The sequence below is a fragment of the Microbacterium hydrocarbonoxydans genome (genome assembly GCF_000956475.1).
GTDB lineage: Bacteria > Actinomycetota > Actinomycetes > Actinomycetales > Microbacteriaceae > Microbacterium > Microbacterium hydrocarbonoxydans_A.
This window is the reverse complement of sequence record NZ_JYJB01000007.1, coordinates 380,945-404,733: the sequence shown is the minus strand read 5'-3', so window position 1 is coordinate 404,733 and position 23,789 is coordinate 380,945. Positions and strand designations below refer to the sequence as shown.

At 69.7% G+C, this 23,789-nt stretch carries 11 protein-coding genes; 1 reads left to right on the top strand and 10 read right to left on the bottom strand.

Going from position 1 to position 23,789, the window contains the following annotated elements:
* Nucleotides 1-12: 12 nt before the first annotated feature.
* From RS84_RS06685 to RS84_RS19290, 3 genes are all read right to left on the bottom strand, one after another.
* Nucleotides 13-6,087 (bottom strand): Ig-like domain-containing protein, encoded by a 6,075-nt coding sequence (locus RS84_RS06685; RefSeq protein WP_045256967.1) that lies wholly within the window; start codon nucleotides 6,085-6,087, stop codon nucleotides 13-15.
* 126 nt (nucleotides 6,088-6,213) lie between these two features.
* A complete protein-coding gene (locus tag RS84_RS06680) occupies nucleotides 6,214-12,333 on the bottom strand; it encodes an Ig-like domain-containing protein (RefSeq protein WP_045256966.1) in 6,120 nt (2,039 codons plus the stop codon).
* A gap of 190 nt (nucleotides 12,334-12,523) precedes the next feature.
* Complete coding sequence (locus tag RS84_RS19290; protein WP_160298165.1) at nucleotides 12,524-12,685, bottom strand: hypothetical protein; 162 nt, start codon at nucleotides 12,683-12,685, stop codon at nucleotides 12,524-12,526.
* Nucleotides 12,686-12,880: 195 nt separating this feature from the next.
* Here RS84_RS19290 and RS84_RS06675 point away from each other — a divergent pair, with 195 nt between their 5' ends.
* A complete protein-coding gene (locus tag RS84_RS06675; protein WP_045256965.1) occupies nucleotides 12,881-14,302 on the top strand; it encodes an HNH endonuclease signature motif containing protein in 1,422 nt (473 codons plus the stop codon).
* A gap of 154 nt (nucleotides 14,303-14,456) precedes the next feature.
* Here the strand turns inward: RS84_RS06675 and RS84_RS06670 are convergent, their stop codons facing one another.
* From RS84_RS06670 to RS84_RS06640, 7 genes are all read right to left on the bottom strand, one after another.
* Nucleotides 14,457-15,209 (bottom strand): DUF4870 domain-containing protein, encoded by a 753-nt coding sequence (locus RS84_RS06670; protein WP_045256964.1) that lies wholly within the window; start codon nucleotides 15,207-15,209, stop codon nucleotides 14,457-14,459.
* An 86-nt stretch (nucleotides 15,210-15,295) separates the two neighbouring features.
* A complete protein-coding gene (locus RS84_RS06665; RefSeq protein WP_045256963.1) occupies nucleotides 15,296-16,108 on the bottom strand; it encodes a hypothetical protein in 813 nt (270 codons plus the stop codon).
* Complete coding sequence (locus RS84_RS06660; RefSeq protein ID WP_045256962.1) at nucleotides 16,108-16,941, bottom strand: PP2C family protein-serine/threonine phosphatase; 834 nt, start codon at nucleotides 16,939-16,941, stop codon at nucleotides 16,108-16,110. The genes RS84_RS06665 and RS84_RS06660 overlap by 1 nt, the downstream gene beginning before the upstream one ends.
* On the bottom strand, nucleotides 16,938-18,899 hold the full coding sequence (locus tag RS84_RS19570) for a DUF5684 domain-containing protein (protein ID WP_045256961.1): 1,962 nt from the start codon (nucleotides 18,897-18,899) through the stop codon (nucleotides 16,938-16,940). Before RS84_RS19570 ends, RS84_RS06660 begins: the two co-directional genes overlap by 4 nt.
* On the bottom strand, nucleotides 18,896-21,430 hold the full coding sequence (locus RS84_RS06650) for a transglutaminase domain-containing protein (protein WP_052676250.1): 2,535 nt from the start codon (nucleotides 21,428-21,430) through the stop codon (nucleotides 18,896-18,898). The genes RS84_RS19570 and RS84_RS06650 overlap by 4 nt, the downstream gene beginning before the upstream one ends.
* On the bottom strand, nucleotides 21,427-22,797 hold the full coding sequence (locus RS84_RS06645) for a DUF58 domain-containing protein (protein WP_045256960.1): 1,371 nt from the start codon (nucleotides 22,795-22,797) through the stop codon (nucleotides 21,427-21,429). The genes RS84_RS06650 and RS84_RS06645 overlap by 4 nt, the downstream gene beginning before the upstream one ends.
* A complete protein-coding gene (locus RS84_RS06640; RefSeq protein WP_045256959.1) occupies nucleotides 22,794-23,759 on the bottom strand; it encodes an AAA family ATPase in 966 nt (321 codons plus the stop codon). Before RS84_RS06640 ends, RS84_RS06645 begins: the two co-directional genes overlap by 4 nt.
* Nucleotides 23,760-23,789 lie beyond the last annotated feature (30 nt).

The window sequence follows — 23,789 nt, the reverse complement described above, 5'->3', positions numbered from 1 at the left end:
GCACATCCGCAGCTAGAAGTTGCCTTCCCGCGCGCTCGAGGGGTTGCCGCCGATGATGTTCACGCCCTTGCGGGTGACGTAGCCGTTCCAGCAGTCGATGATCACCGACCCATTGGAGGGGATGTCGACCGGGAACCCCGCGTTGGTCGAGAAAACCTTCCCGTCTGCCGTGCATTCCACCCGATAGGAGCCGCCCGCGAAGTTCTTCGTGTTCAGCCTCAGGTTGTAGCAGGGCCCGCCGTTCACGCTGGTGCAGCCGTTCGTCTTCGCCTCACCCCTGGTGACCCAAGCCTCGGGCACCGGCTTGGCGTCGGTCGTCGCGGATGCCGACACCACCGCCGACCACTGCCCCGCCTCGTCCTTGGCCTTGACCTGGATGCTGTGGGTCTCGCTGTAGCCGTTGCCGAGACTGCGGCTGCCGCTGAGCCCCAGATCCTGCCAGCCACCGTTGTCGAGGCTGACGAGGACCTGCACGATGTTTCGTCCGTTCGGGCTCGGGGCCGACCAGGAGACCTTCACCGAGGTGCCCTGGTTGGCCGCAGAGACGCCGGGATTGCGCACCGGCCCGTAGGGGCGCAGACCGCCGGTGGGGGCCGATGCCGCGCCGGGCTGAGACTCCTGGCCTCCGACGACCGAATACGCCCTGACTCTGACCGTGTAGGTGCCGCCGTTGGCCGCGTTGATGCGCGATCCGTCCCAGCTGCGGCTCCATGCACCGCCGTTGAGGGAGTACTCGTAGCGCAGCTCCGAGGCGGCCGCGCCGTTTGTGTCCGAGACGGTGTAGCTCACCGTGACGTAGCCGTCGTGCTCCTGGGTTCCGGTGATGGTCGGCGCTCCCGGGCTGCCGAAGGCGCGCTGCGGGGCGGATGCAGGGCTCTGCGCACCCCAGCCGGCCTTGTTCCGCGCGAGCACCGCATAGGTGTAGTCGGCGGTCGAGGTCGCCACCGTGACCGTCTGACTGAGCTGCGTCCCGGCGATGCCGGTGATGCGGTTCACGACGCTGCCGCCACGCATCACGACGAGCTGGTACTCCGCGATCGCGTCACCGTTCTGCGGCGCCGCATCCCAGGAGACCGTCATCTGCGCCTGGCTGCCCACCGAGGGAGCGCTCTGCGCCCGCGGGGCCGCGACGGTCCCCGGGACGCCTGCCGGGATCTCGGAGGCGGACCAGCCACTCCAACTCGACGGTTCGGGCGCCCGGTTGATCGCCTGCACCCGCACCTGGTAGTTCGCGCCGTTCTCGAGCCCCTCCCAGGTGAGCGAGTTGCCGGTCACACCGGTCTTCTGGGCGATCCCCGACGGCGGTGCCGGCGAGATCTCCAGGGTGTACGACTCCACGGGAGAGCCGGGCGTGGTCGGCGTCACCCAGGAGACCTTGAGGCTCTTGTCCCCGAAGACGAGCTTCGGCGGCTGCGGCGTATCGGGACGCGCATCGGGGCGCGCCACCGCGGAGCTCGGCGACGGCTTGCCGTCGCCGACCCGGTTGGTCGCCACGACCTGGAACACGTACTCGACGTTGTTCGTCAGCCCGTCGAGGGTGCAGGTGGTCGAGGTGCACTTCTTCGTGTAGTTCCCGGCGACCGATCTCACCGTGTACGAGGTGATCTCCGCACCGTTGTTCGACGGCGGCGACCAGGACAGGACCACGGTGCGGTCCTGCACGCTCGACACCGTCGGGGTGCCAGGGGCCTCTGGCACCCCCTGCACCGTCACGACGATGCGTCCGTCGACCTCGCGATCGGCATCCTTCGTCGCGTCCTGGATGCGGTAGCGGACCACCATCGTCCCGACGAAATCGGCGGCCGGCGTGACCTTCACCTCGCTGCCGGTGAAGGACACCGCTCCCGAGCCCGTCTCCGACACGGCCGAGACCACCTTCAGCGGCGTCTCCGGGAACGGGTTCACGTCGTTGTCCAGTACGGGCACGGTGATCGGCTTGCCCTGGTCGGCCTCGCTGATCGTGTCGGTGTTCGCCGTGGCGAGGGATCTGGTCGAGGCTGCGACCAGCACGGCGACCGAGCCCTCGACCGGCTCGGTGGTGCCGTCGTCGATGCGCAGCTGCACGGTGGCGCTCGTGCCCTTCGGCGTGCTGGAGTCGGCTTCGACGAGCAGCTTCGTGCCGTCGACGCGGGCTGTGATGCCGCCTGCGGGCTGCCCGCTGATGCTGAAGCTGATCTTCTTCGCGTCCTCGGGGTCGGGGTCTGTGGTGAGTGCGGCGAGATCGAGCGACGTGGCGGGCTCGCCGGGGGCGACCTCCACCTGGCCGTTCACGAACACCGGCTGCTGGTTCTCGGGCGGCAGCACCGTGATCGGGATCGTGAGGGTGGCCTTTCGCCCTTCGGGGTCATCGGGGCCGGTTCCGTCGGTGACCTCGAACGTCAGGGCGTCCTTGCCGAAATAGCCCTGCTTCGAGGTGTAGACGAGCGTGGACTGATCCTTGATGAGCGGGGCGCCGTCGGCGTTCACCGCGCTGACCTTCGCTGCCTCGGTGATCACGACATCGCCGCCGCCGGCTACCGTGACGTACGTCGACAGCGGCAGCTCGATTGTCTCGCCGCTCTTGACCTCGACCGGTTTCGTGGATGTCAGCGTCGGGCGCAGCTCGCTCAGCGCGGGGACGAAGATGAACGCGGAGGCCGTCTGGTCGTCCTGATCGGTGACCGTATAGCGGATGAGCTGACGCTGGTCGCCGACGGTCACCCTGATCGATCGGTCGTCCTCCACGACCCCGCCGGTCTCGACGGAGAGCTCGAGCGCATCGACCGTGCCGTCAGGGTCCTCGTCGTTCGTGAGCACGTCGACGTCGACCCGCAGGCTGTCCTTCGCGTCGGCCGCGACCACGCGATCGTCGCGTGCGGTCGGCACTTTCAGCGGCACGTCCTCGTCGACGGTGATCTGCAGCACGGCGGTCGCCGTCGCACCCCTGGCATCGCGGATCGTGTACTGGATCGACGTGTCCATGGGCGTGTTCGGAGCCTTCACCACGACGCGGTCGCCGGACACCCTCGCCTCGATCCCGGCATCCGGGGGGATCTCCAGCCCCTTCTTGACGAGCGAGATCGCGTCGCCCTCCGGGTCGGAGTCGTTCGCGAGCACCGGCACGGCGATCGAGCGCCCTGGGCGCATCACCACGGTGTCTTTCACCGCGTACGGCGCCTGGTTCGACGCGTCACCCGGCGCGATGCCGACCCTGATGGTCGCCACGCCCTCCTTGCCCAGACGATCGCGCACTCGATAGGTGAAGGTGTCGACGCCTGTCGCATCGCCGAACGCCTCGTAGACCAGGTGGTCGCTGCCGACCTCCGCGACCTGCCCCTTCGTCGGCGCGCTCTCCTGACCGACGAGCTCGACGGAGTCGCCGTCGGCGTCGATTCCGTCGAGCGGGATCGCGATCCGCACGGTCGACCCGCTGAGCGCCCGCACGGTGATGTCCTTGGGCTTCGGCGCGGAGTTCGCCTCCTCATCGATCGCCCTGACCTGGATCGTGATGTAGCCGGCGTCCTTCTGCCCCGCCGAGTCCACCGCCTGATACGTCACATAGACGGTCCCCGGGATGTCGGAGGCGCGGAAGCGCACCGCGTCCTGGGAGACGAAGGCCTCGCCGTCCTCGGGATCGACCAGAGGCTCGACCAGCTCAGGGTCGACGTGGAGCACGTCGCCGTTGGGATGCGTGTCGTTGTCGAGCACCGGGATCGTGACGACATCGCCGGCGCGGACAACGATCTGATCGTCGTTGGCGACGGGCGGCGACAGCAGCGACGGCCTCGGGATCGGGATGACGATCACATCGCCCTCGGCCGTCTGCGTGCCGTTGGAGATGCGATAGCTGATGCGCACCTGCTCGTCGAGGGCACCCTGATCGCCGATGCGCAGCGTCTCGTGGTTCAGCACCGACACCGAGATGCCGCTGTGCGGAGGCACCGTGACCGACTGCACGACGAGGATGCCGCCCGAGGGCTCGGTGTCGTTGCCGAGGACGCCGACGAGGACCTCTCCCCCCGATGGCAGCAGCGCGACGTCCCGCACCGCGATCGGCGGGAGCGCGGTCTCCGCCGGCGGCAGCACATCGACCCTGACCAGGCCGGGCACCGCGTTGGGGCCTGCGCTCACCAGATACTGCACGTAATAGACGTTCGCGGTCGCCGACTGAAAGGTGAACGACTTGTTCTGGTAGTCGGGGACGATCGTCGCGCCCGCGACCTCGTCGACACGGGCCAGACGCAGCAGCTCGCGACCTGAGCTCGTGTCGTTGACCAGCGGCGCGATGGAGATCGCTTCGCCGACGCGGGTCACGACGTGGTCGGCGTTCGTCTTCGGGAGCGTCGAGCCCGCCGGCCGGACATCGAGGCGCAGCGTTCCCGTCGTGGCCTCGCCGAGTCCGTCGGACACCACGATCTGGATCTCCTTGCGGCCCTGGAGGCTGGCGACCGCGTGGTACGTGACCTGGCCGTCGGTCGAGAAGTCGACCTCGTCGCCCGGTGCCGCGATGACGTCCTGCAGGTACATGTCGTCGCCGTCGGGATCGAGCCAGTCCGGCAGCACGTTGTACGAGACCGTGCCGCCCTCCTCGACCGCGAGTCCGGTCGTTCGTCGCTGCACCGGCGCGCCGTTGACATCCCACGCGTGCACCGAGAGCTGCACGTTCGCCGACGCCTTGCCTCCTCGTCCGTCGTCGATCTCGTACTCGAACGACCCGCCGCCGGTCATGTCCTCGTCCACGGCTATCTGCAGAGCACCGCCGTTGTTGACGGGTTGCACCTCACCGAGCGCCGGCTGGCTCTGCGCCAGCGAGGCGACCAGCACGTCTCCGTCCGCGTCGGTGTCGTTGTCCAGCACCGGCAGCATGGTTGTGCGTCCGGGGCGCACCCCGAACTCGTCGTCCTCCGCGACCGGAGCCGTGTTCTGCTCGCTGCGCTCGGGAAGCGTGGTCTCCACCGTCTCCTCAGTGGTGTCCTCCTGGTTCTCGGTCTCCCCCTCCGGAGGGATGATGTCGTCCCAGTTGTCCACGCGCTGCAGGCTCTCGTTCGGCAGCCACGCCGCGCCGCCGACCGCGTCGTTCAGCACGATCACGTCGCGGTTCACTCGGAAGACCAGGCTCTTCGAGTCCTCGGCATCCGGGATCTTCTCGCTCATGTCGTTCGCGTCGCCCGTGCACTCGCGCACGAAGCTCGCCGATCCGGCCCACGCGCCGTAGGCGCAGCCGCGCAGCCAGACGGGTGCCGCGGGTGCGCCCTCGCCTCCGGCATCCGTCGTCGTCGGCTCCGCGCCGTCGAGCGGGACGCTCAGCAGCGCGGTCGCGGTCGCGACCGTGACCGCAGCAGCCGCTGCCGAGGGCTGCTGCAGCACCGCGCCGTCCGCATCCGGGATCTCGGTGCGGATGCCGCCGGGCGCGAGGATGGCCCCCGACGCGGCATCCAGCACGACCGGCGTGCCACCCACCGCGGTGATCGTGGCCGTCCCGGAGCCGTCGAGCTCGCCGATCGAGGCCGAAGAGGGTTCGAGGGCCTCACCCTGGTTGTCGACAGGAACCGTGACGACCTCGCCGCGGGCGGAGGAGAGCCCGAACACCGTGCCGTCCTCCGACACGGCGACATCGGCGTCCTTGCCCAGCTCCGCCGTGGGGTCGGCGGCTTTGATCTCGAACGAGGAGAGCCCCTTCACCGCCACGACCCACAGGTCGCCGGACTTCCGGTCCAGGATGGCGGCGGTGCGGTTCCCGAGCGCCACCTTCGCCGATCCGGGAATCGCGGTCGAATCCGCGAGCGCGACGCGCGCAGGGTCGACGACGGTGGCGGTCGCCGCACCGGTATCGACCACGACCACGTTCGCGGCGTCCTGCAGGACGTCGAAGCTGTCGGTGCCGTTGCGAGCCCCGCCGTCGAGCACGGTGGACTCATTGTTGAAGTGACCGACGAGCAGACTGGACGTCTTCGTGATCCAGACGCCGCCGTCGTTGAGATCGACCTTCGTCGTCGGATTGCCCTGATACGTGAACGCCAAAGTCGTCAGGACGACCGCGCCGGCCGCGACGACGGCGGTCGAGGCCAGCGTCCTCGGACGCACGCGCATCCACGACAAGAACTTCATGCCGGTCCCCCCTGGGTGCCTCATCCGCGCTCTCTCGTGCCCTCAGGCGAAGACGGCGAGGAACCACACGAGTCTAACCGCCGGTGCGAAAAGCCCCCATGGGCAGATCTGCCCGCGTGCAGCGGATCAGTTCCATGCTCTGCGCTCGTACTCCTTGCCGTTGATCACGGCCGACGCCTGGTATGTCCCGTAGCCGCGTGACCCGTGATAGCAGCCGAGGCGGCCCTGATAGTGACCGTTGCCGTCTGTGGTGACCGAGTACGGGCCGCCCCACGAGCCCCAGTAGCCGTCGGCAGGGCGGTAGTCGGCGCACTGCACGGAGTAGGTCGTGTTGGCGGCGAAGTTGTCCATATGCACGTAGTACCACGCGCACGTGCCGTCGTTGCAGCCGTCCTGCCCGTTCGCGTTGCCGTCGGAGGTGATGTACGCGACGGGAGGCGGCGGCGGGCCGGAGACCTGAGAGGTCCGCGGACTCGTGATCGTCTGCCCGACGGAATCGGTGACCCGGACTTCGATCCAATGCGTCTCGGAGTAGGCGTTGCCTCTCGTGATGCTGCCCGAGATCGGCTGGCTCGTGAAGCCGCCGCCGTCGATGTTGATCTCCACCTTGCTGATCGGACGCCCGTTGGCAGACGGGGCCGCGTCCCACGACATCGTCACGCTCTTGGGGTTCTGGGTCGCGCTGACGCGCGGCTGGCGGAGCGGACCGTAGGGATTGCCTCTCGCGACGTCGGAGGAGTCGCCGGGGTAGGCCGTGCCGGAGACGGTTGCGAGAGCACGCACGGTCACGTTGTAGTCGGTGCCGTTGCTCAACCCGGTGATGACGTTGTTCGAGGGCACACCGGCCCACGAGCCGCCGCCGTTGAGCGAGTACTGGTAGACGATCTCGCTCGTCGACGCCCCGTTGCGCGCGCCCGGCGTGTACGCGAGCCGGAGCTGGCCGTCGGCACCGGTCGGGGTCACCGACACGCCCGTCGGCTTGCTCGGCCGGTTGACGCCGCGGCGCGGGGCGGAGGCGTCACTGTAGCCACCCCATCCGGCCTTGTTGTGCGCGCGGATCTTGTACGTGTATGGCGTCTCCGAGGTGGGAACGGTCACCGCCTGCGTCTTCGCGTCGGCCGCGGGAGTGATGGTGCGCACGAGGCTGCCGCCCTCCCACACCTGCAGCTCGAGCGCGTCGATCGCGTCGCCGTTGTTGCCGGGCGGCACCCAGCTCACCTGCATCTGAGCCTGATCCCCCACGCCCTGGATCTCGGCGGTGGTAGGCGCGGCGGGCTTCAACGGCGGGCCCGCCGGAACCTCCTTGGCCGACCAGGTGCTCCACGCCGACGGCTCGGGGGCCTTGTTGTGGGCCTGCACCCTGACCTGGTAGTTGGAGCCGTTCTCCAGCCCCTCCCACACGAGGGAGTTGCCGGTGACCTGCTTCTGGGTGATGCCGGACGGCGGCGCGGGAGAGATCTCGAGCGTGTAGCTCTCGACTGGCGACCCGGGCGTCGACGGCGTCTTCCAGCTCACCGACAGCGACTTGTCGCCGAAGACGAGCGTCGGCGGAAGGGGCGTGTCGGGGCGTGCGTCGGGGCGCGCCACCTCGGACGTTCCCGAGGGCTTGCCCTCGCCCACGCGGTTGGTCGCCGTCACCTGGAAGGCGTATTCGACGTTGTTCGTGAGCCCGTCGAGAGTGCACGTCGTCGACTTGCACTCCTTCGTGTAGCTGCCGCCCTTGACCGCCTTCACCGTGTATTTCGTGATCTCGGCGCCGTTGTTCGACGGAGCGCCGTACGAGATCACCACGGTGCGGTCCTGCACGCTCGTGATCGTGGGGGTGCCCGGCGCCTCCGGAACGCCCTGCACGGTGATCACGATCTGCCCGTTCGCCTCGCGCTCGGCATCCTTCGTCGCATCCTGGATGCGGTATCGCACGATCATGGTTCCGACGAAGTTCGCCGCCGGTGTCACCACCACTTCGTCGCCCTTGACGGTCGCGCCGCCGGCGCCCGACTCTGTCACCGCCGACAGCAGCTTGAGGGGCTTGTCGGGGAACGGGTTGTAGTCGTTGGCGAGAACGGGGACGGTGATGCTCTTGCCCTGATCCGCCTCGGACACGGTGTCGGTGTTCGCCGCGGGAAGGGCACGAGTGGATGCCGTCACGAGCACCTGCACTGTGCCCTCGACCGGTTCGGTCGTGCCGTCGGTGACCCGCAGCTTGAGCGAGGCGACCGTGCCCTTCGCGACGTCCGACGACGCGGAGACGCGCAGCGTCGCACCGTCGACCTCGGCCTTGATGCCATCGCCCGCACCGCTGACGTAGGTGTACTTGTGGGCGCCCTCGTCTTCGGGATCGGGGTCTTCGGTGAGCGCCGCGAGATCGAGGCTCGTGGCATCCTCTCCAGGAGCCACCTGCATCTGCGCGCCCGTGAAGCTCGGCGGCTGGTTCTCGGGGGGCAGCACGTCGATCGGGATCGTGAGCGTGGCCTTGCGCCCGTCAGGATCATCGGGGCCCGTGCCGTCCGTGACCTCGAAGGTGACCGCATCCTGCCCGAAATAGCCCTCAGCGGACGTGTAGACCAGGGTGCTCTCGTCCTGCACCAGATCGGCGCCGTTCGCGTGCACCGCGCTGACCTTGGCGTGCTCCGTGATGCGCGCGGTGCCGCCGCCGGCGATCGTGACGTACTCCGAGAGAGGCAGCGACTTCGTCTCGCCGCTGACCACCTGCACGGGCTTCGTGCCGTCCTTCAGCGTGGGCCGCAGGCCCGAGGTCGCCGGCACGAAGATGAACGCCGAGGCCTCCAGGCCGTCGCGGTCGGTGAGCGTGTAGCGGATCAGCTGCATCTCGTCGGTGACGGTCACGCGCACGGTGCCGTCCTCGAGCTCCTTCGCCCCGGCGCCGAGGTCGAGTTTCAGACCCTCGGTCGTGCCGTCGGGGTCCTCATCGTTCTTCAGGATGTCGATGTCGGCGGTGAGCCCGCCGTCCTTCAGATCCTCTGGACGCACCCGGTCATCGCGGGCGACGGGGGCGAGCAGCGGAACATCCTCGTCGACGGTGATCTGCAGGACGGCGGATGCCGTCGCCCCCCGCGCATCCCGGATCGTGTACTGCAGGGACGTCTCGAGGGCATGATCGGGTGCCTCGACCAGCACCCGGTCGCCCGACACCCGGGCCGACAGCCCGTCGATGTCCGGCAGCTCGAGCCCGTCGTTCTTCTCGCTCACCAGAGTGATCTTGTCGCCCTCAGGGTCCGAGTCGTTCGCCATCACCGGCACCGCGATCTCGCGCCCAGGACGCACCACGACCGCATCCTTCACGGCATACGGCTTCTGGTTGATGTCCTGCGGCGGAGCGATGCCGACCCGGATCGTCGCGGTGCTCTCCTTGCCCAGATGGTCGCGCACGACGTAGGTGAAGGTGTCGACGCCGGTCGATCCCTCGAATGCCTCGTAGGTGAAGTAGTTGGCGCCGGTCTCGTTGATGCGCCCCTTCTGCGGGCTCGACGAGATGTTCAGCAGCTCGACGGAGTCGCCGTCGGAGTCGATTCCGTCGAGCGGAATCGCGATGTCGATCTCGGTGCCGCTCAGGGCGCGGGCCGTGATGTCCTTCGGGCTGGGCGCCGCATTCGTCTCGGCATCCACCGGCAGGATCTGCACCGTCACGTAACCAGCCGACTTCTGCTGGCGCGAGTCGACCGCCTCATAGGTGAGGTAGACGGTCTTCGCCGCCGACCCGGCCTTGAAGCGCACGGTGTCCTGCGAGACGAAGGCCTCTCCGTCGGCCGGATCGACGAACGGCTCGATCAGCGCGGGGGCCACATGCAGGGCGTCGCCGCTCGGATGCGTGTCGTTGTCGAGAACGGGGATCGTGACGACGTCGTTCGCACGCACGTACACGACATCCGGGTTCGCGACCGGCTGCAGGATGCGGTCGGGGGCGGGGATCGGGATCACGACGACCTCGCCGTCGGCGGACTTCGTGCCGTTCGAGATCGTGTAGCTGATGCGCACCTGGTCCTTCAGCGCACCCTGATCGGTGATCCGCAGCGTCTCATGATTGAGGACCGAGACGGAGACGCCGGTGCGGTCCTCGATCGACACCGACTGGATGACGAGCACACCGCCCGATGGATCGATGTCGTTGGCGAGCACGCCCACCAGCACGTCGCCGCCCGTGGGCAGCAGCGCCACGTCGCGCACCGCCACCGGCGGCAGGTCGGATTCGGCGGCGTCGAGCACATCGACGCGCACCAGACCCTCTCCGTTCTCGGGCCCGGCCGTCGCGAGGTACTGCACGTAGTAGGTGTTCGGGACGTCGGCCTCGAACGTGAAGGTGTTGTTCGTGAAGTCGGGGAGCACGGTCGCGCCCGACACCTCGTCGACCCGCCCCAGACGCAGGCGCTCGCGTCCGGAGCTGGTGTCGTTGGCCAGCGGGGCGACCGTGACCTGCTCGCCGACGCGCGTGACGACATGGTCGGCGTTGGTCTTCGGCTTGGTCGAGCCCTGCGGTCGCACATCGAGCGAGATCGACCCGGTGTAGACCTCGCCCTCTGCGTCGGAGATCGTGACCTGCACGTCTTTGCGACCCTGAAGGCTGGCGGTCGCCTTGTACGTGATCTGCCCATCGGTGGAGAAGTCGACCTCGTCGCCCGCTGCCGGCTCGACGTTCTGCAGGTAGATGTCGTCGCCGTCGGGGTCGATGTAGTCGGGGAGGATGTTGTACGAGATCGTCCCGCCGCTCTCGACGGTCAGGCTGGTCTTGCGCTTGGCGACCGGCGCGGCGTTGACGTCGTGCTCGTGCACGGAGAGGGTGACGACGGCGGTGTCCTTGCCGCCGCGTCCGTCGTTCACCTCGTAGGTGAACGACGCCGTGCCCGATGCCTTCTCGTCGACCGCGATCTGCAGGGCACCGCCGTTCTGGATCGACTGCACGACGCCGATCGACGGCTGCTGCTCGATCAGCTCTCCGACGAGCACATCTCCGTCGGGGTCGTTGTCGTTGTCGAGCACCGGCAGGAGCGTCGTCGCTCCCGGCCGCACGCCGAAGGAGTCGTCGCCGGCCTCCGGAGGCGTGTTCTCGGTCTTCCGGTCGGGCAGCGTGGTCTCGACCGTCTCCTGCGTGGAGTCCTCTTCGTTCTCGGTCTCGCCCTCGGGCGGCGTGATGTCGTTCCAGTTGTCGACCTGCTGCAGGCTCTCGTTCGCCAGCCACGCCTCTCCGCCCACTGCGTCGTTGAGCACGATGACGTCGCGGTTGACGCGGAAGGTGAGCGAGGCCGATCCCTCAGCGCCGCTGATACGGGCCGCCACGTCGTTCTCGGCTCCCGGGCATTCGCGCACGAAGCGGGCGGATCCCGCCCACGCGCCGTACGTGCAGCCGCGCAGGGAGACGGGCGCGGCGGGGGTGCCGGAGCCGCCTGCCTCGGTGACGACCGGATCGCTCCCGTCGAGCGGAACGCTCAGCAGCGCGTCGGCCGTCGAGATGACGACGGCGTCCGCGGCAGCGGATGCCTGCTGCAGCACCGCGTCCGCCGCATCCGTGATGGTGGTGCGGAACCCTCCGGGAGTGGTCACCGTTCCCGACGCGGTATCGAGAACCACAGGGATGCGGCCGACCGCCGTGATCCTGGCCGGTGCGGAGCCGTCGAAGTCGCCGAGTGACGCAGTCGTGGCCTCGAGCTGCTGGCCCTCGCGGTCGACAGGGATCGTGACGACCTCACCGCGCTCGGACGACAGGCCGAAAACAGTGCCGTCGTCGGCGACGGTCACGTCGGCCTCGGCGCCGAGGTCGGCGGCGGGCTTCGCGGATTCGATCTCGAACGCGGCGATGCCCTTCACGGGCACGACCCAGAGCTTGCCCGACTTCTGGTCGAGGATCGCGGCGGTCTTGTCGCCGAGGGCGACCTTGGCGGATGCCGGGATGCGGCTGTTGTCGCCGAGCGAGACCCGTGCGGGGTCGATCGCCGTGATCGTGGAGGACCCGCGGTCGACGAGGACGATGTTGCTCTTGTCCTGAAGGATGTCGAAGTTCTCGCCCGTGGTCCGAAGTCCCCCGTCGAGCAGGGTCGATTCGTGGTTGAAATGACCGACGAGAACGCTCGAGGTCTTCGTGATCCACACGCCGCCGTCGTTCAGGTCGACCTTCGTGGTGGGGTTGCCCTGGTAGGTGATCGCCATGGTGGTGACGGCCACGGTGCCCGCGACCACGGCTGCTGCCGACGCGAGCGTCTTCGGACGCGCGCGCATCCACGTCAAGATCTTCATTGCCCGGTTCCCCCCAGGGCCGATGGCCCGAGCCGCCGACGAAGCGCCGACGGTATATCCACCGAGTTTACCTTTCCCGAGGGAGGGCCTCCACGGGGAGGACTACCCATCAGGAGTGCGCGAACACGTCGTTCGCCGAAGGCGACCGGAACCAACAGTTGCCGGCCGTGACGTCGTGGACGGTTGCGGGTCAGGCTGTGACGGGACGCTTGATGGCTGCCATGTCGGGCGTGGTGAGCAGTTCGGCGTAGGCCGCAGAGCTCATGGCGTTGATCAGGCGGCGGGAGACGTCGGCTGTGACGTATTCGACCCCACGGCGCACACGACGGAAAGCCGCCCGCAACCGCAACATCGGCACGCGTCAACAACGTCCTGGCCTCCTACAACTAACCGGCCGCGATGGTATCGCGTTCATCGGCGCCGTCTCGAGCCCCCCCGGATCAGGCGTGAACCACGACCCTCGCGGTAGCCAGAACCCCCGATGAAGCGCCATATCTGAGGACATTCACCCCTTTCTAATATCGAAGTTATGTTCTATACTCAGAGTATGGCTTCCCTTGACGACGAGTTCGCGCAGCGACAGGCGCTGCTCGACGACTGGGTCGAGGTGCGCCGCGAAATCGCGGCGCTGGAGGCGCGGGCCTCGGGTCTTCTCGCTGCCCGCCTGCGGGTGTACGACGCCGAGGTGCGGCACGACGGGTTTCAGCGCGATGCGGTGCACCGGTCGATGATCGCTGAGTACTCCGCCGCGGGCCGGATCGCGCAGGGGACGGTCGAGCGGGGATTCGTCGACGCGTTCTTCCTCGAGCGTGATTATCCCGAGCTTGCGTCGTTGTTCGTCGCCGGGAAGGTGACGCCCGCGCACGTGCACGAGATCGTCTCCGCCGGGTTCACGGTGCAGAACGCGATCGATGACGGGCGAGCGGATGCCGGAGTGCAGCAGGTGTATGAGGCGGCCGCCATCGTGGTCGCCGAAGCGCAGACCGCGGCGCGGACGAGGGTGCAAGTGCGTCAGATCGCGGCCGCTCTCGCCGGGGTCAGCGTGACCGAGCGGCACCAGCTCGCGCGGAGCGAGCGGACCGTGACTATGAGGAGCGTGGGCGACGGTCTCGCGCTGCTGCAGCTGGTGCTGCCCGAATATCTCGCGGTCGCGATCCTCGACCGGCTCACCCAGTTCGCCCAGCACGTGATCAGCACCCGCGACGACGCAGACCCGGTGCTCGACCTCGACGTCCTCGACATCGGCGAAGACCCGGTGCTGCCGAAGAACCTCGACCCTGCCGATCCCGGCTGGCGCGACAGCGTCATCTTCGGAGAGTCCGACACCTTCACCACCGATCCGCTAATCGACGATGCGTCCCCCGACATGGAGCACCCCGCCGCCGATGGGCGCGGCATCGACGAGGTGCGCGCAGATCTGGCCGCCGACCTCCTCCTGGGCGCCGACCCCACCACCGTCACCGGTACCGTGGCCGAGAGCATCCGCGGGCGGGTGCAGGTCACCCTGCGCGCGACGACCCTCGCGGGCGACGACGATCTGCCTGCAGAACTCGACGGGCACGGTCCGCTGCACCCCGACGCCGCCCGCGACCTCGCCGCCCATACCGACCTGTGGTCCCGACTGTTCGTCGACTCGACCGGCATGCTCGTCGAGACTGATGCCTACGCCCCGACCGCCGCGATGCGCCGATTCCTGCGGGCGCGCGACCCGCACTGCCGATTCCCGGGATGTCGGATGCCGGTGCATCGCTGCCAGATCGACCACAACCACGACCATGCCCTCGGAGGCAGGACGCGGATCGACAATCTCTGCGCGTTCTGCGTCGGTCATCACGTTCTCAAGCATCCCGATCTCGATGAGCGGCACCGCTGGACCGCCAGGCAGCTTCCAGGTGGCGAGGTCCAATGGACCAGTCCGCTCGGGCGGGTCTACGACGACCCCCCACCCCGCCGCGTGATGTTCGTCTGAGTGCTACCTGTCCCTCTCGCTCACCAGTCGAGCGGGTGGCGCTGGTCTGTCACGACCAGGCCACCGGGGTCGCCCCGTCGGACCCGCGAGCTGTAGTCGCTCGCCGACTCATCATCCAGCCTCGCCACTCGCCGATCCGGTGTATCGCCCAGCGTCACCCCCGGAACAGCGGAAGCGCGAGTGCCGGGCGGTGCACCACGCGGTCGGAGATGACGCAGCCGCGGATCATGGTGACGAGGCAGTAGACGCCGACTCCGAAGAACAGCGTTCCCGGAATGGCGATGACCGCCGGCGGCTCGCCGTCTGGGGATGCGGCGACGATCGCGACGATCAGGGCCAGGATGACCGCCTGATAGATCACATAGCTGAGTGCCCAGTTCAACGCCCACCGGGCGTTCTCGCGCACGATCGGCATCGGCGACTGCTTCGCCGACGAGCGCTGCACCAGCCCGACGATGATCGTGACCAGCCATCCCAGGTACGGGATGTAGAAGAGGAACAGCAGACCCCAGAACTTGCGTCCGCTCGGCGCCATGTACCCGTACGCAGTCTGGCCGGGGACCGGATAGCCGCCGTGCGAGACCGGATACGCGGAGGCCGGCGCCGACGGATAGCCCGCCGTCGGCGCCGCGCCGGGCTGCCCGAACGCGGTGGGCTGATACGACGGCGGCTGATATGACCGCGGCTGGGGCGCCGACGGGGCGGCTCCGTACACCGGGTATGCGGGCGGTGCGGGCGGTGCGGGCGGTGCCGGCGGGGGCGGTGGAGTGCCCAGAGCCGTGCCGTCGCCCGCGCTCAGCGGCGCGAGGGGCAGGCTCTGCCCCAGCGGTGTGTGCGGAACGGCCCATGCATCCTGCGGCGGGCGCGGCGGTGCTGGCGGATATCCGGCGTCGTGTGCATCGGTCATGCTGTTCTCCCCCTCGATGCGGCCGGCTCTCTGAGCTCGACCCCATCCATCCTCGCACGGCCGAATCGCGGCGGCCGACGGCCGATTCAGGCGAAGAGCATCACTCCCAGCAGGGCGAGTCCGACCACCGACACGACGCACGCGCCGCCCACGGCCGCCACCGCGAGCGCGCTCTGGCGACGGCTCGCCTTCGCGACCGAGGCGATGCCCGGGTCGATCACACGGGTGGGCGCGATGGCCTCGGGCTGCGCAGGCGGGCGGTGCGGAGTGCGCGGAGCTGCGCGCGGCTTGTAGATGGCAGGGGGCGGTGCCGTGTCGGATGCCGGAGCTCTCCGCACCGTCTCATACAGGTCCTCGTCTTCGGCCGATCTGTCGGCGGGCGCCTCGGGCCTGCGACGCTCGACGGCGACCGTGCGATCGTCGAGGCCGGGATCCTCCTCCGGCACCGGTCGGACGTCCGCGCGCGGTCGACGGCTCCGCTTCACGGCGACCGTGCGGTCCTCGATCATATGGGTGTGCTCGTCGAGCTCGTCGTCGGCCTCGGCCTCGGCCACGGTGACGACAGCATCCGCATCCGACCGCCGGCGGCTCATCACCACAGTGCGATCCTCGACCAGCGGCGAATCCTCCTCGGGCTCCGCCTCGACGGCATCCGCTCCCCGCCGACGGCGGCTCATCACGACCGTGCGGTCCTCGAGCGATGCCTCCTCCGGCTCCGCATCAGCGGCGTCCGCTCCCCGCCGACGACGACTCATCACGACCGTGCGATCCTCGATCGCCTCCGCATCGCCCTCGGACTCGGCGTCGACCTGGGGGTCAGTGCCGACCGCCTCGCTGCGCCGACGAACCCGGCGAGTCAGTCGCACCGTCGCTTCGGGGATGTCGTCATCCGGCTCCATCAGCCGCGCCTCCTCACCGGGACCGTGGTGCCCTCGAGCATGGTCGAGGTGTGCACCGCCGACGCGGACTGGCGGCTGTCGGTGGAGTCCTGCAGGCCACCGGCGATGCCCCCGGAGACCACGTCGACGACGACCACAGAGATGTTGTCGCGCCCGCCGGCCTGCTTGGCCCGGCGCACGAGGGCTGCCGCGGCGGTCTCGGGCCGCCCGCACATGGTCAGGGTCGCCCTGATGCTCTCGTCGCTGACCTCGCCGCTCAGCCCGTCGGAGCAGATCAGCAGCCGCTCGCCGTTGACGACTGGAACCAGCCAGCTGTCGGCCATGTTGTCGTCTGCGCCGATCGCCCGGGTGATCACGTTGCGCTGCGGGAAGGTCGCGAGGTCCTCTGCGCGCAGTTCGCCCGCGTCGACGAGCTCCTGGCCGAGCGAGTGATCGATCGTCAGCTGTTCGAGCTCGTTGCCGTGGTGGCGGTACACGCGCGAGTCGCCGACGTTGAAGACCAGCCAGTGCGGAACATCCTCGTACTCCACGAGCGCCACGGCGGCCACGGTGCTGCCGGCACCGCGCGAGTGCTGCGCCGATATCGTCGACACCGCCTCGTTCGCGCGCGCGAGCGCCGCGCCGATCTCGGCCGTCGACACCCGCGTGCCCCCGAGCGGGGCGAACGCCGCCACGACGGCCTGGCTCGCCTTGTCTCCCGCCTCATGCCCACCCATGCCGTCGGCGACGAGGAAGACCGGCGACTCGGCGAACACCGAATCCTCGTTGACGGCGCGCTTAAGCCCGAGATCGCTGAGCGCGCTCACATTGAGGACGACGGACTCGAGTGTCACGAACCGGACTCCAGCGCGACGTGCATGCCCACCTCGCCGAGGACGAAACGTCCGGCTCCGGTGACGCTCTCGCCCGCGTCGAGCAGGGTCTCGGCGCCGTCATCGGCGACCACGACGACGCCGTTGGTCGAGTGAAGGTCGGTGAGACGCCACTCATCGCCCTGCACGACGAGACGCGCATGGGTCTTGGACAGCGTGCGGGTCTTGTCGGGGATCGACAGACGCTGCTCGCCAGGTGCGCCCTCGGGGTTGCGGCCGATCACGATGCTCGTCGCAGAGAGGGCGAACGTGCGTCCGTCGTCGAGCACCAGCACACGCCGCGGACCGCGGTTGCGCTGCACGACGACCGTCGCCTCGACGTCGTCGTCAGCGGGGTCGGCAGCAGGTGCCGGCGCGGGGGCCTGCGCCTGCTCGGGAACGGGGAGAACGACCGGCACGGGCCTGATCGATGCCGCGCGGTCGGCGCGGGTGCCGAGACCCGCACCGCGCAGGCGCGGCGGCTCGGCGAAGGGCTCGACTGCCGGCGTCTCGGGCGCAGCAGGAGCGGATGCCGCGTCACCGGACGGGTCGGATGCCGTCTGGTCGACGACCGCAGCCGGCGGCGCAGGGGCCTCCGCAGCCGGCGGTGCGGGAGCCTCTGCCGCCGGCGACGACGACAGGGCGGCGGGAGGCTCGGGTGCGAGAGCGGCTCCGGTCGCGGGGTCGGGGACCTGCGCGGACGCCGGCGGGGCCGCGGGCGGCGCACTCTGCTCGAACGACTGCGGCGGGGCAGGCTCGACTGGCGCGAGCGGACGGGCTGGCACCTCCTGCTGCGCGGGCGCAACAGGCTCCACCGGGGAAGCCGGCGCGGCCGAAGCGGCCTGCCAGGCAGGCGGCGCCGGCGCGGCGGGCTGTGCGGGATCCGACAGCCGATCGGCGACAGAAGGAGCCGGGAAAGCAGACGGAGCCGGGAAAGCAGGCTGAACCGGAGCGGGCGGTGCCGAATCGGAGAGCTGCGCGGGCGTGACCGGCTGCGCAGGCACGAACGGCTGCGGCGCCTCGGGCGCCGGCGCCGCTGCGGGCGGCTCCGACGCCGCCTGGTCAGCGGGGGGCGGCTCGTGGGGTGCGACACCGGGCACCGAGTCGATCAGCCCCTGCGAGATCGGCAACGGCTCCGGCTGCGCGGGTGCCGCCTGCCCGAACGCCGGAGCGGGTAGGCCCGTCACCGGGTCGACCGCTCCGTTGCGCTTCACCGCGGGGATCGTCACATCCGGCGCGTCGGAGTACCGCGGGTCGAACGCTGCCGGCGAATCGGTGGCGGGAGGGGGCGGCTGCGGGACGAATCCCTGCGGCGCGAACGCTCCGGGCGCCGAGGGCTGCTCTGGCGCGAACGCTCCGGGCGCCGATGGCTGTCCTGGTGCGAAGGACGGCGCGAACGATCCCGTCGCGGGAGCGGGACCGCCGTGCGGGATCGGCGGGGCGAGGTAGCCCTGCGCGCCCGGCGCGCCTGCGGCGCGCGCAGCATCCGTCCCCACCCGACGAGGACCGTGCAGGCCCGCGAGCCGATCGCCCTCGGGGTACGGCGGAGCGCCCCACGCGAGGAGCGTGGCCCACACCGGAGGCAGCAGGATGGCGAGCACCGTGAACCCTGCGCCGCGGCCGAACCGCTTGTTGATGTCGTGCGTCGCGAGCACCTTGAGGTACAGGCCGTACAGCTGCACGATCGGGATGAAGTAGAACACGACGTTCCACGCAGGGCGTCCGCCGATCTGCAGGATCGTCGCCTCGTTGACGACCGGAACCCAGCCCTTCCAGCTCTCCTGGTCGAGCTTCGGGAACAGCTTCGACAGGGCGAACGCGTACCAGACGTAGACGCCCAGCCCGATCACCGCGGTCACTCCCGAGACGACGGCCGACGCCGCGACGAGGTCGGGCGTGCCGACCTGTGCCAGGAACCCTGGGTCTGCGACCGCGATCATGCGTCCTCCTCCTGCCGGCGCGCACCGGCCAATGCGAGCGTACCGAGTGCCAGGTGGCGGCTCCCGAACGCGATCCTCCGTGTCGGCGCGATCCGGGCCAGGAACGACCTCAGCCGCAGCCGCGACCGCAGTGCCGACCATCTGCTCTGCTCAGCGCGCAGCGCCTGTCTTTCCTCGTCGACGATGCCCCACGCGTGCTCCGCCTCCGCCTCGTCCGGAGGATACGGCGCGAACACCGCCTGGTCGACGACCCGTGCCAGGCGCTCGGCGGCGGGGCGCTCGGCCCCGCTCGCGCTCTGCACGCGAGTGCCGGCGGTGGCCATCGGGATCTCGTGGTCGACATAGAGGTCGGCGAGCTCTTCCCACGCCCCCACCAGTCGCACCTCGGGGTCGGGCGCGGTGCGTCGAGCCTTGCTGCGGTGCCGTTTGACCACCAGCAGGACGATCAGCGGCAGCAGCAGCAGTGCGAGCGTGAGCAGGCTGAGGCCGACGATGCGGGCGATGAAGAGCACGACCGCGAGCGCGTCGGACGCGACCGGCTCAGGCGGCACTTCTCCGTCGTGCGAATCGCTCTGCGCCTGCGGCGGATCGAGAGCCTCGGAGTGCGGCTGCTCGGGCACGGTCGGATGCTCGGGCAGCTGCTCGCCCTCGGTGATCAGGCTCGGCAGCTGGGAGAACTGCGGCGTCACGTCGACTGCGACCCAGTCGCCGCCCGACGCGCGCACCTCGACCCACGCGGTCATGTTCGATCCCGTGCACACGGTGTCACAGGCGGGGATGCCCGGCACCTCCGCGGCCGCGGGGAGGCGTGCACCAAGGACGACGCGCGACTCGAGTCCCCAGAGCTGCGCGAGGAGCGCCGCCGCCGTGGCGAACTGCTCGTCGTCGCCGACCGCCGCCACGAGCATCTGGGGCGTCGCATCGGCCCCGGCGCGGCGCTGCTGGTCGACCAGCGAGGTGAAGAGCTCCTCGATCCGCGCGCTGGAGTGACCGGCATAGCTCGGAGCGAACGAGTATCCCTCTTTGGCCTTCAGATCGGCGATCCAGGCGGCTGCGGCCTCGTCATCGAGCAGCGCGTGCGAGAGGTAGCCGCGAGCGCGCAGCCGCTCGATGAGCTCGAGGAACCCGGCTCCGGTGCGCGGCAGCTCCTGCATGTCGGCCCATTCGGCCAGCGCGGGATGCTGATCGGCATCGAGCAGCGAGTCGCCGCCCTGCACGTCGGTCAGCGAGGCGGGCTTGCCCGGTGCATCGACGAGCACCCGGTATCGGTCGCCCGGCACGAGTCCTGCGGCTCCCCCCGGTGCATCGGCGATCGTGATCGCGGTGTCACCGCCGTCGTCCACGTGGAAGCCGTCGGCCAGTGCGTCGGCGCGCGAGCCGGAGAACGTCGGCGCCTGCGCGAGCCCCGAGGGGGTCGGCACCCAGATTCCGCTGTACGCGTCGCCCACTGTGATGTCGAGCTCGACGCGGCTCTCGCCCGCGGCCGCGGCACGCGGCAGTCGGGTGAACCGGTCGTCTGCGGAGATGTGGAAGTCCTGGCCGTCGTAAGCGTCGAGCGTGGCGATCCTGATGCGCTCGACGTCGCCGGGGTCACCGTCGATCTTCACGACCGTCTCGTCGGCGCGGTCGGCCGTGAACCACGAGCGGTACTCGCCGAGCGGACTCGGCTGCTGCTGCACCACGATCATCGGCTCGACCTCGTCGCGCAGCACGGAGCGGTCCGACCAGCCGGCGGCCGCTGGTGCGATGGCGAGCCCTGCGACCAGGGCCACGACGATCAGGCCGGCGGACAGCAGATGGCGGCGGATGCTGAGCCACGCCGGAGTCGCACGGCGGGTGATGTTGTGCGCGGCGACCGCCCGCAGGGCCCGCGAGCGGCGGAGGCGGGAGGCGCCGACCAGGAAGACGAGCGCGATGAGGAAGACCGCCACGCCGATCAGCCACTCACGCGGCGCAGGCAGCGTGAAGCCCAGCAGCACGACGGGAGCACTCGTCCCCGTGGCGCCGAAGGCGATGCCGAAGACGCTCATGGCCGAGACGACGATGACTGCGAACGTCGAGCGACGACTGCTGCGGCCCAGCACCAGGAGTGCGGAGACGAACGCGCCGAACAGCACCACGACCAGGAAGGGGATGAGCACCGCCTGGTACTCGCCGAGCGGCGGTTTCAGAGTCAGGATCTGCTTCCAGCCGAGCACCACGCCGAGCACTGCGTCGCGGAGGCCGCCGAAGAACGCCGGCGGCGACGACAGGGCCGAGGGGATCGCGAGCGGCACGACGACGACGACGTAGGCCGCTGCCGCGAGCACGGCCGCCAGCAGCGTGCCCCAGCGCAGCATCCGGGCGAGAACGGCCGCGGCCATTCCGATGAGCCCGCCGACGATGCCCACGATCAGGGCGCGGGGCGCGTCGTACACCGGCCAGGCAGCGAGCGTCGCGAGCACCACGCCCGCGAAGACGTAGCCGAGGCCCCACAGGTTGAGGGCGCTGAACAGCGAAGCCTGCTCTCGCCGCGCCGCCGTGCCGCTCATTTGAGCACTCCACGGGCCAGCATCTGCGGCAGGTCTCCGAGCGCGCCGAGCGTCATCACCGCGAGCTCGCGCGCGCTGCGCAGCGTGGGCTCCTCGCCGAGTTCGGAGCGCACGGCCACCGCTTCCACCGCGGCCGGCAGGGAGATCGCAGCCATGCGCAGACGGTCGAGCGGCATGAGCGAGCCGGTCATCAAGAACGCGATCGACAGATCGGGGTACGACTGCACCGTGAGCTTCGTCACGGATTCGAGGCGCATGACGTTGTCGGCGGCATCCACTCCGCTGGTCGCGTCCAGCAGCGCCTTCGGCGTGACGGTCGGCAGCGTGCTGATCGACAGCACCTCCGCGCGCGCGTGCTCGGGGATCTCGTTGCTGACCACGAACAGCACGTCACGCCCTTCGGTGACGCCCTGCAGCGCGAGCGACGCCGCGGCGCTCACGGTCGTCTCGAACTCGTCGTCGCTCTCGTACGACGAGGCGGCGAGGTCGAGGATGATCGCGATGCGGGCATGACGCGACTCTTCATACTGCCGCACCATGAGCTTGCCCGTCTTGGCCGTCGACTTCCAGTGCACGTGGCGCTGCGAATCGCCGACCACGTACTCGCGCACGGCATGGAAGGAGAGGTCCGCGTCGACGAGGACCGAGCTCGGAGTGCCCTCGAGGTCGCGGATCAGCCCTGCGCTGGTGCTGGGAATGCGCACCGTCACCGGATGCACGTGGATGCGCTGCACCTCGGGCCAGCTCAGTTCGCGGCGGAGGATGCCGATCGGGTCGCCCCGGGTGATGGTCATCGGACCCACGTCGATGATCCCGCGGCGGTGCGCGGCGATGGTGAGTTCCTCACGATGGTGCCCGGCGGGTCTCAGCAGCGGAACGTGGGCCTCGACGAGCCCCTCGCCCACCGGCACGTCGACGACGCCGGGCAGCGCGAGGCGAGCGCCGTTGTTGCGCACGTCGAGCACCGCTCCGATGTCGGTTCCGGCCACGACGCGGTCACGGCCGAGCGCCAGCTCGATGCGGTAGTCGTGCTCGCCCAGGATGAACGGCACGCAGGCCACGAGAAGCACGAGGGCGATCGCCGCAACGGCCCACGCCTCGACCCAGCCGAACAGCAGTCCGCCGACCAGGCCCAACACCAGCGCCGCCGACACGAGCACGCCGGCCGCGGTGACCGTCTCGCCGATCCACGTGTACACGCGGCGAAGCATCCGACCGGTGCGGCGCAGCATCCTGCGCGTGCCGAACACCGCGCCGCGGACAGGTCCGCGGCGCGTGCGATCGTATCGCGTGACCGTCGAGGTCCGGGTCGAGGTGCTCGTCCCGGCGGCGGTGCGCGTGATACGCGATTCGGTGCTGTAGCTCACGCAGTCCCGTTCTCGCGGGGCGGTTCGACGTCGAGCAGGATCTGGCCGATCACGGCGACAGCCGTGACGCCGTCGAATTCCGCCTCGGGCTCGAGCACCAGACGGTGCGCGAGAGCGACGACCGCGAGATCACGGACGTCGTCGGGGGTCACGAAGGTGCGGCCCGACTTCGCCGCCCAGGTCATCACGAGACGCGACAGCGCCAGCGCGCCGCGCACGCTCACGCCCAGGCGCACTTCGGAGGCGCGACGGGTCGCGTCGACGATGCGCATGATGTAGTCGGAGATCAGCGGGTTCACGTACACGCCGCGAGCCATCTCGGCCATCGTGAGGATCGTGTCTGTGCCGGCGATGCCCTTCAGAGGCGGCTTCACGGTCGCCGCCCCCTGCAGGATGCGCATGGTCGCGGCATCATCGGGGTAGCCGATCGAGGTCTTGATCATGAAGCGGTCGAGCTGCGCCTCGGGCAGGCGGTACGTGCCGCCCTGCTCGATCGGGTTCTGTGTGGCCATCACGAGGAACGGCGAGCCCACCTCGCGCGAGACGCCGTCGACCGTGACGGTGCCCTCCTCCATGACCTCGAGCAGCGCCGACTGCGTCTTCGGGCTCGCGCGGTTGATCTCGTCTGCGAGCACGATGTTCGCGAAGACCGGGCCCGCGTGGAACTCGAAGGTGCCCTCCTTCTGGTCGTACACCGTGATGCCGGTGACGTCTCCGGGGAGCAGGTCGGGAGTGAACTGGATGCGCGAGCTCGTGCCGTTGATCGTCTGACCGATCGAGCGAGCCAGCGCCGTCTTTCCCGTTCCCGGGAAGTCCTCGAGAAGCACGTGTCCGCCGGTGACGGCTGCGGCGAGCACCAGCTCGACGACGTGGCGCTTGCCGAGGATGGCCTGCTCGACGTTGCCGGCGAGGATCGAGAACGTCTCGGCGAACCAGGCCGCCTGCTCTTTCGCGATGGTCATGAGATCCGGGCTTCCTTTCGGATCGGATGC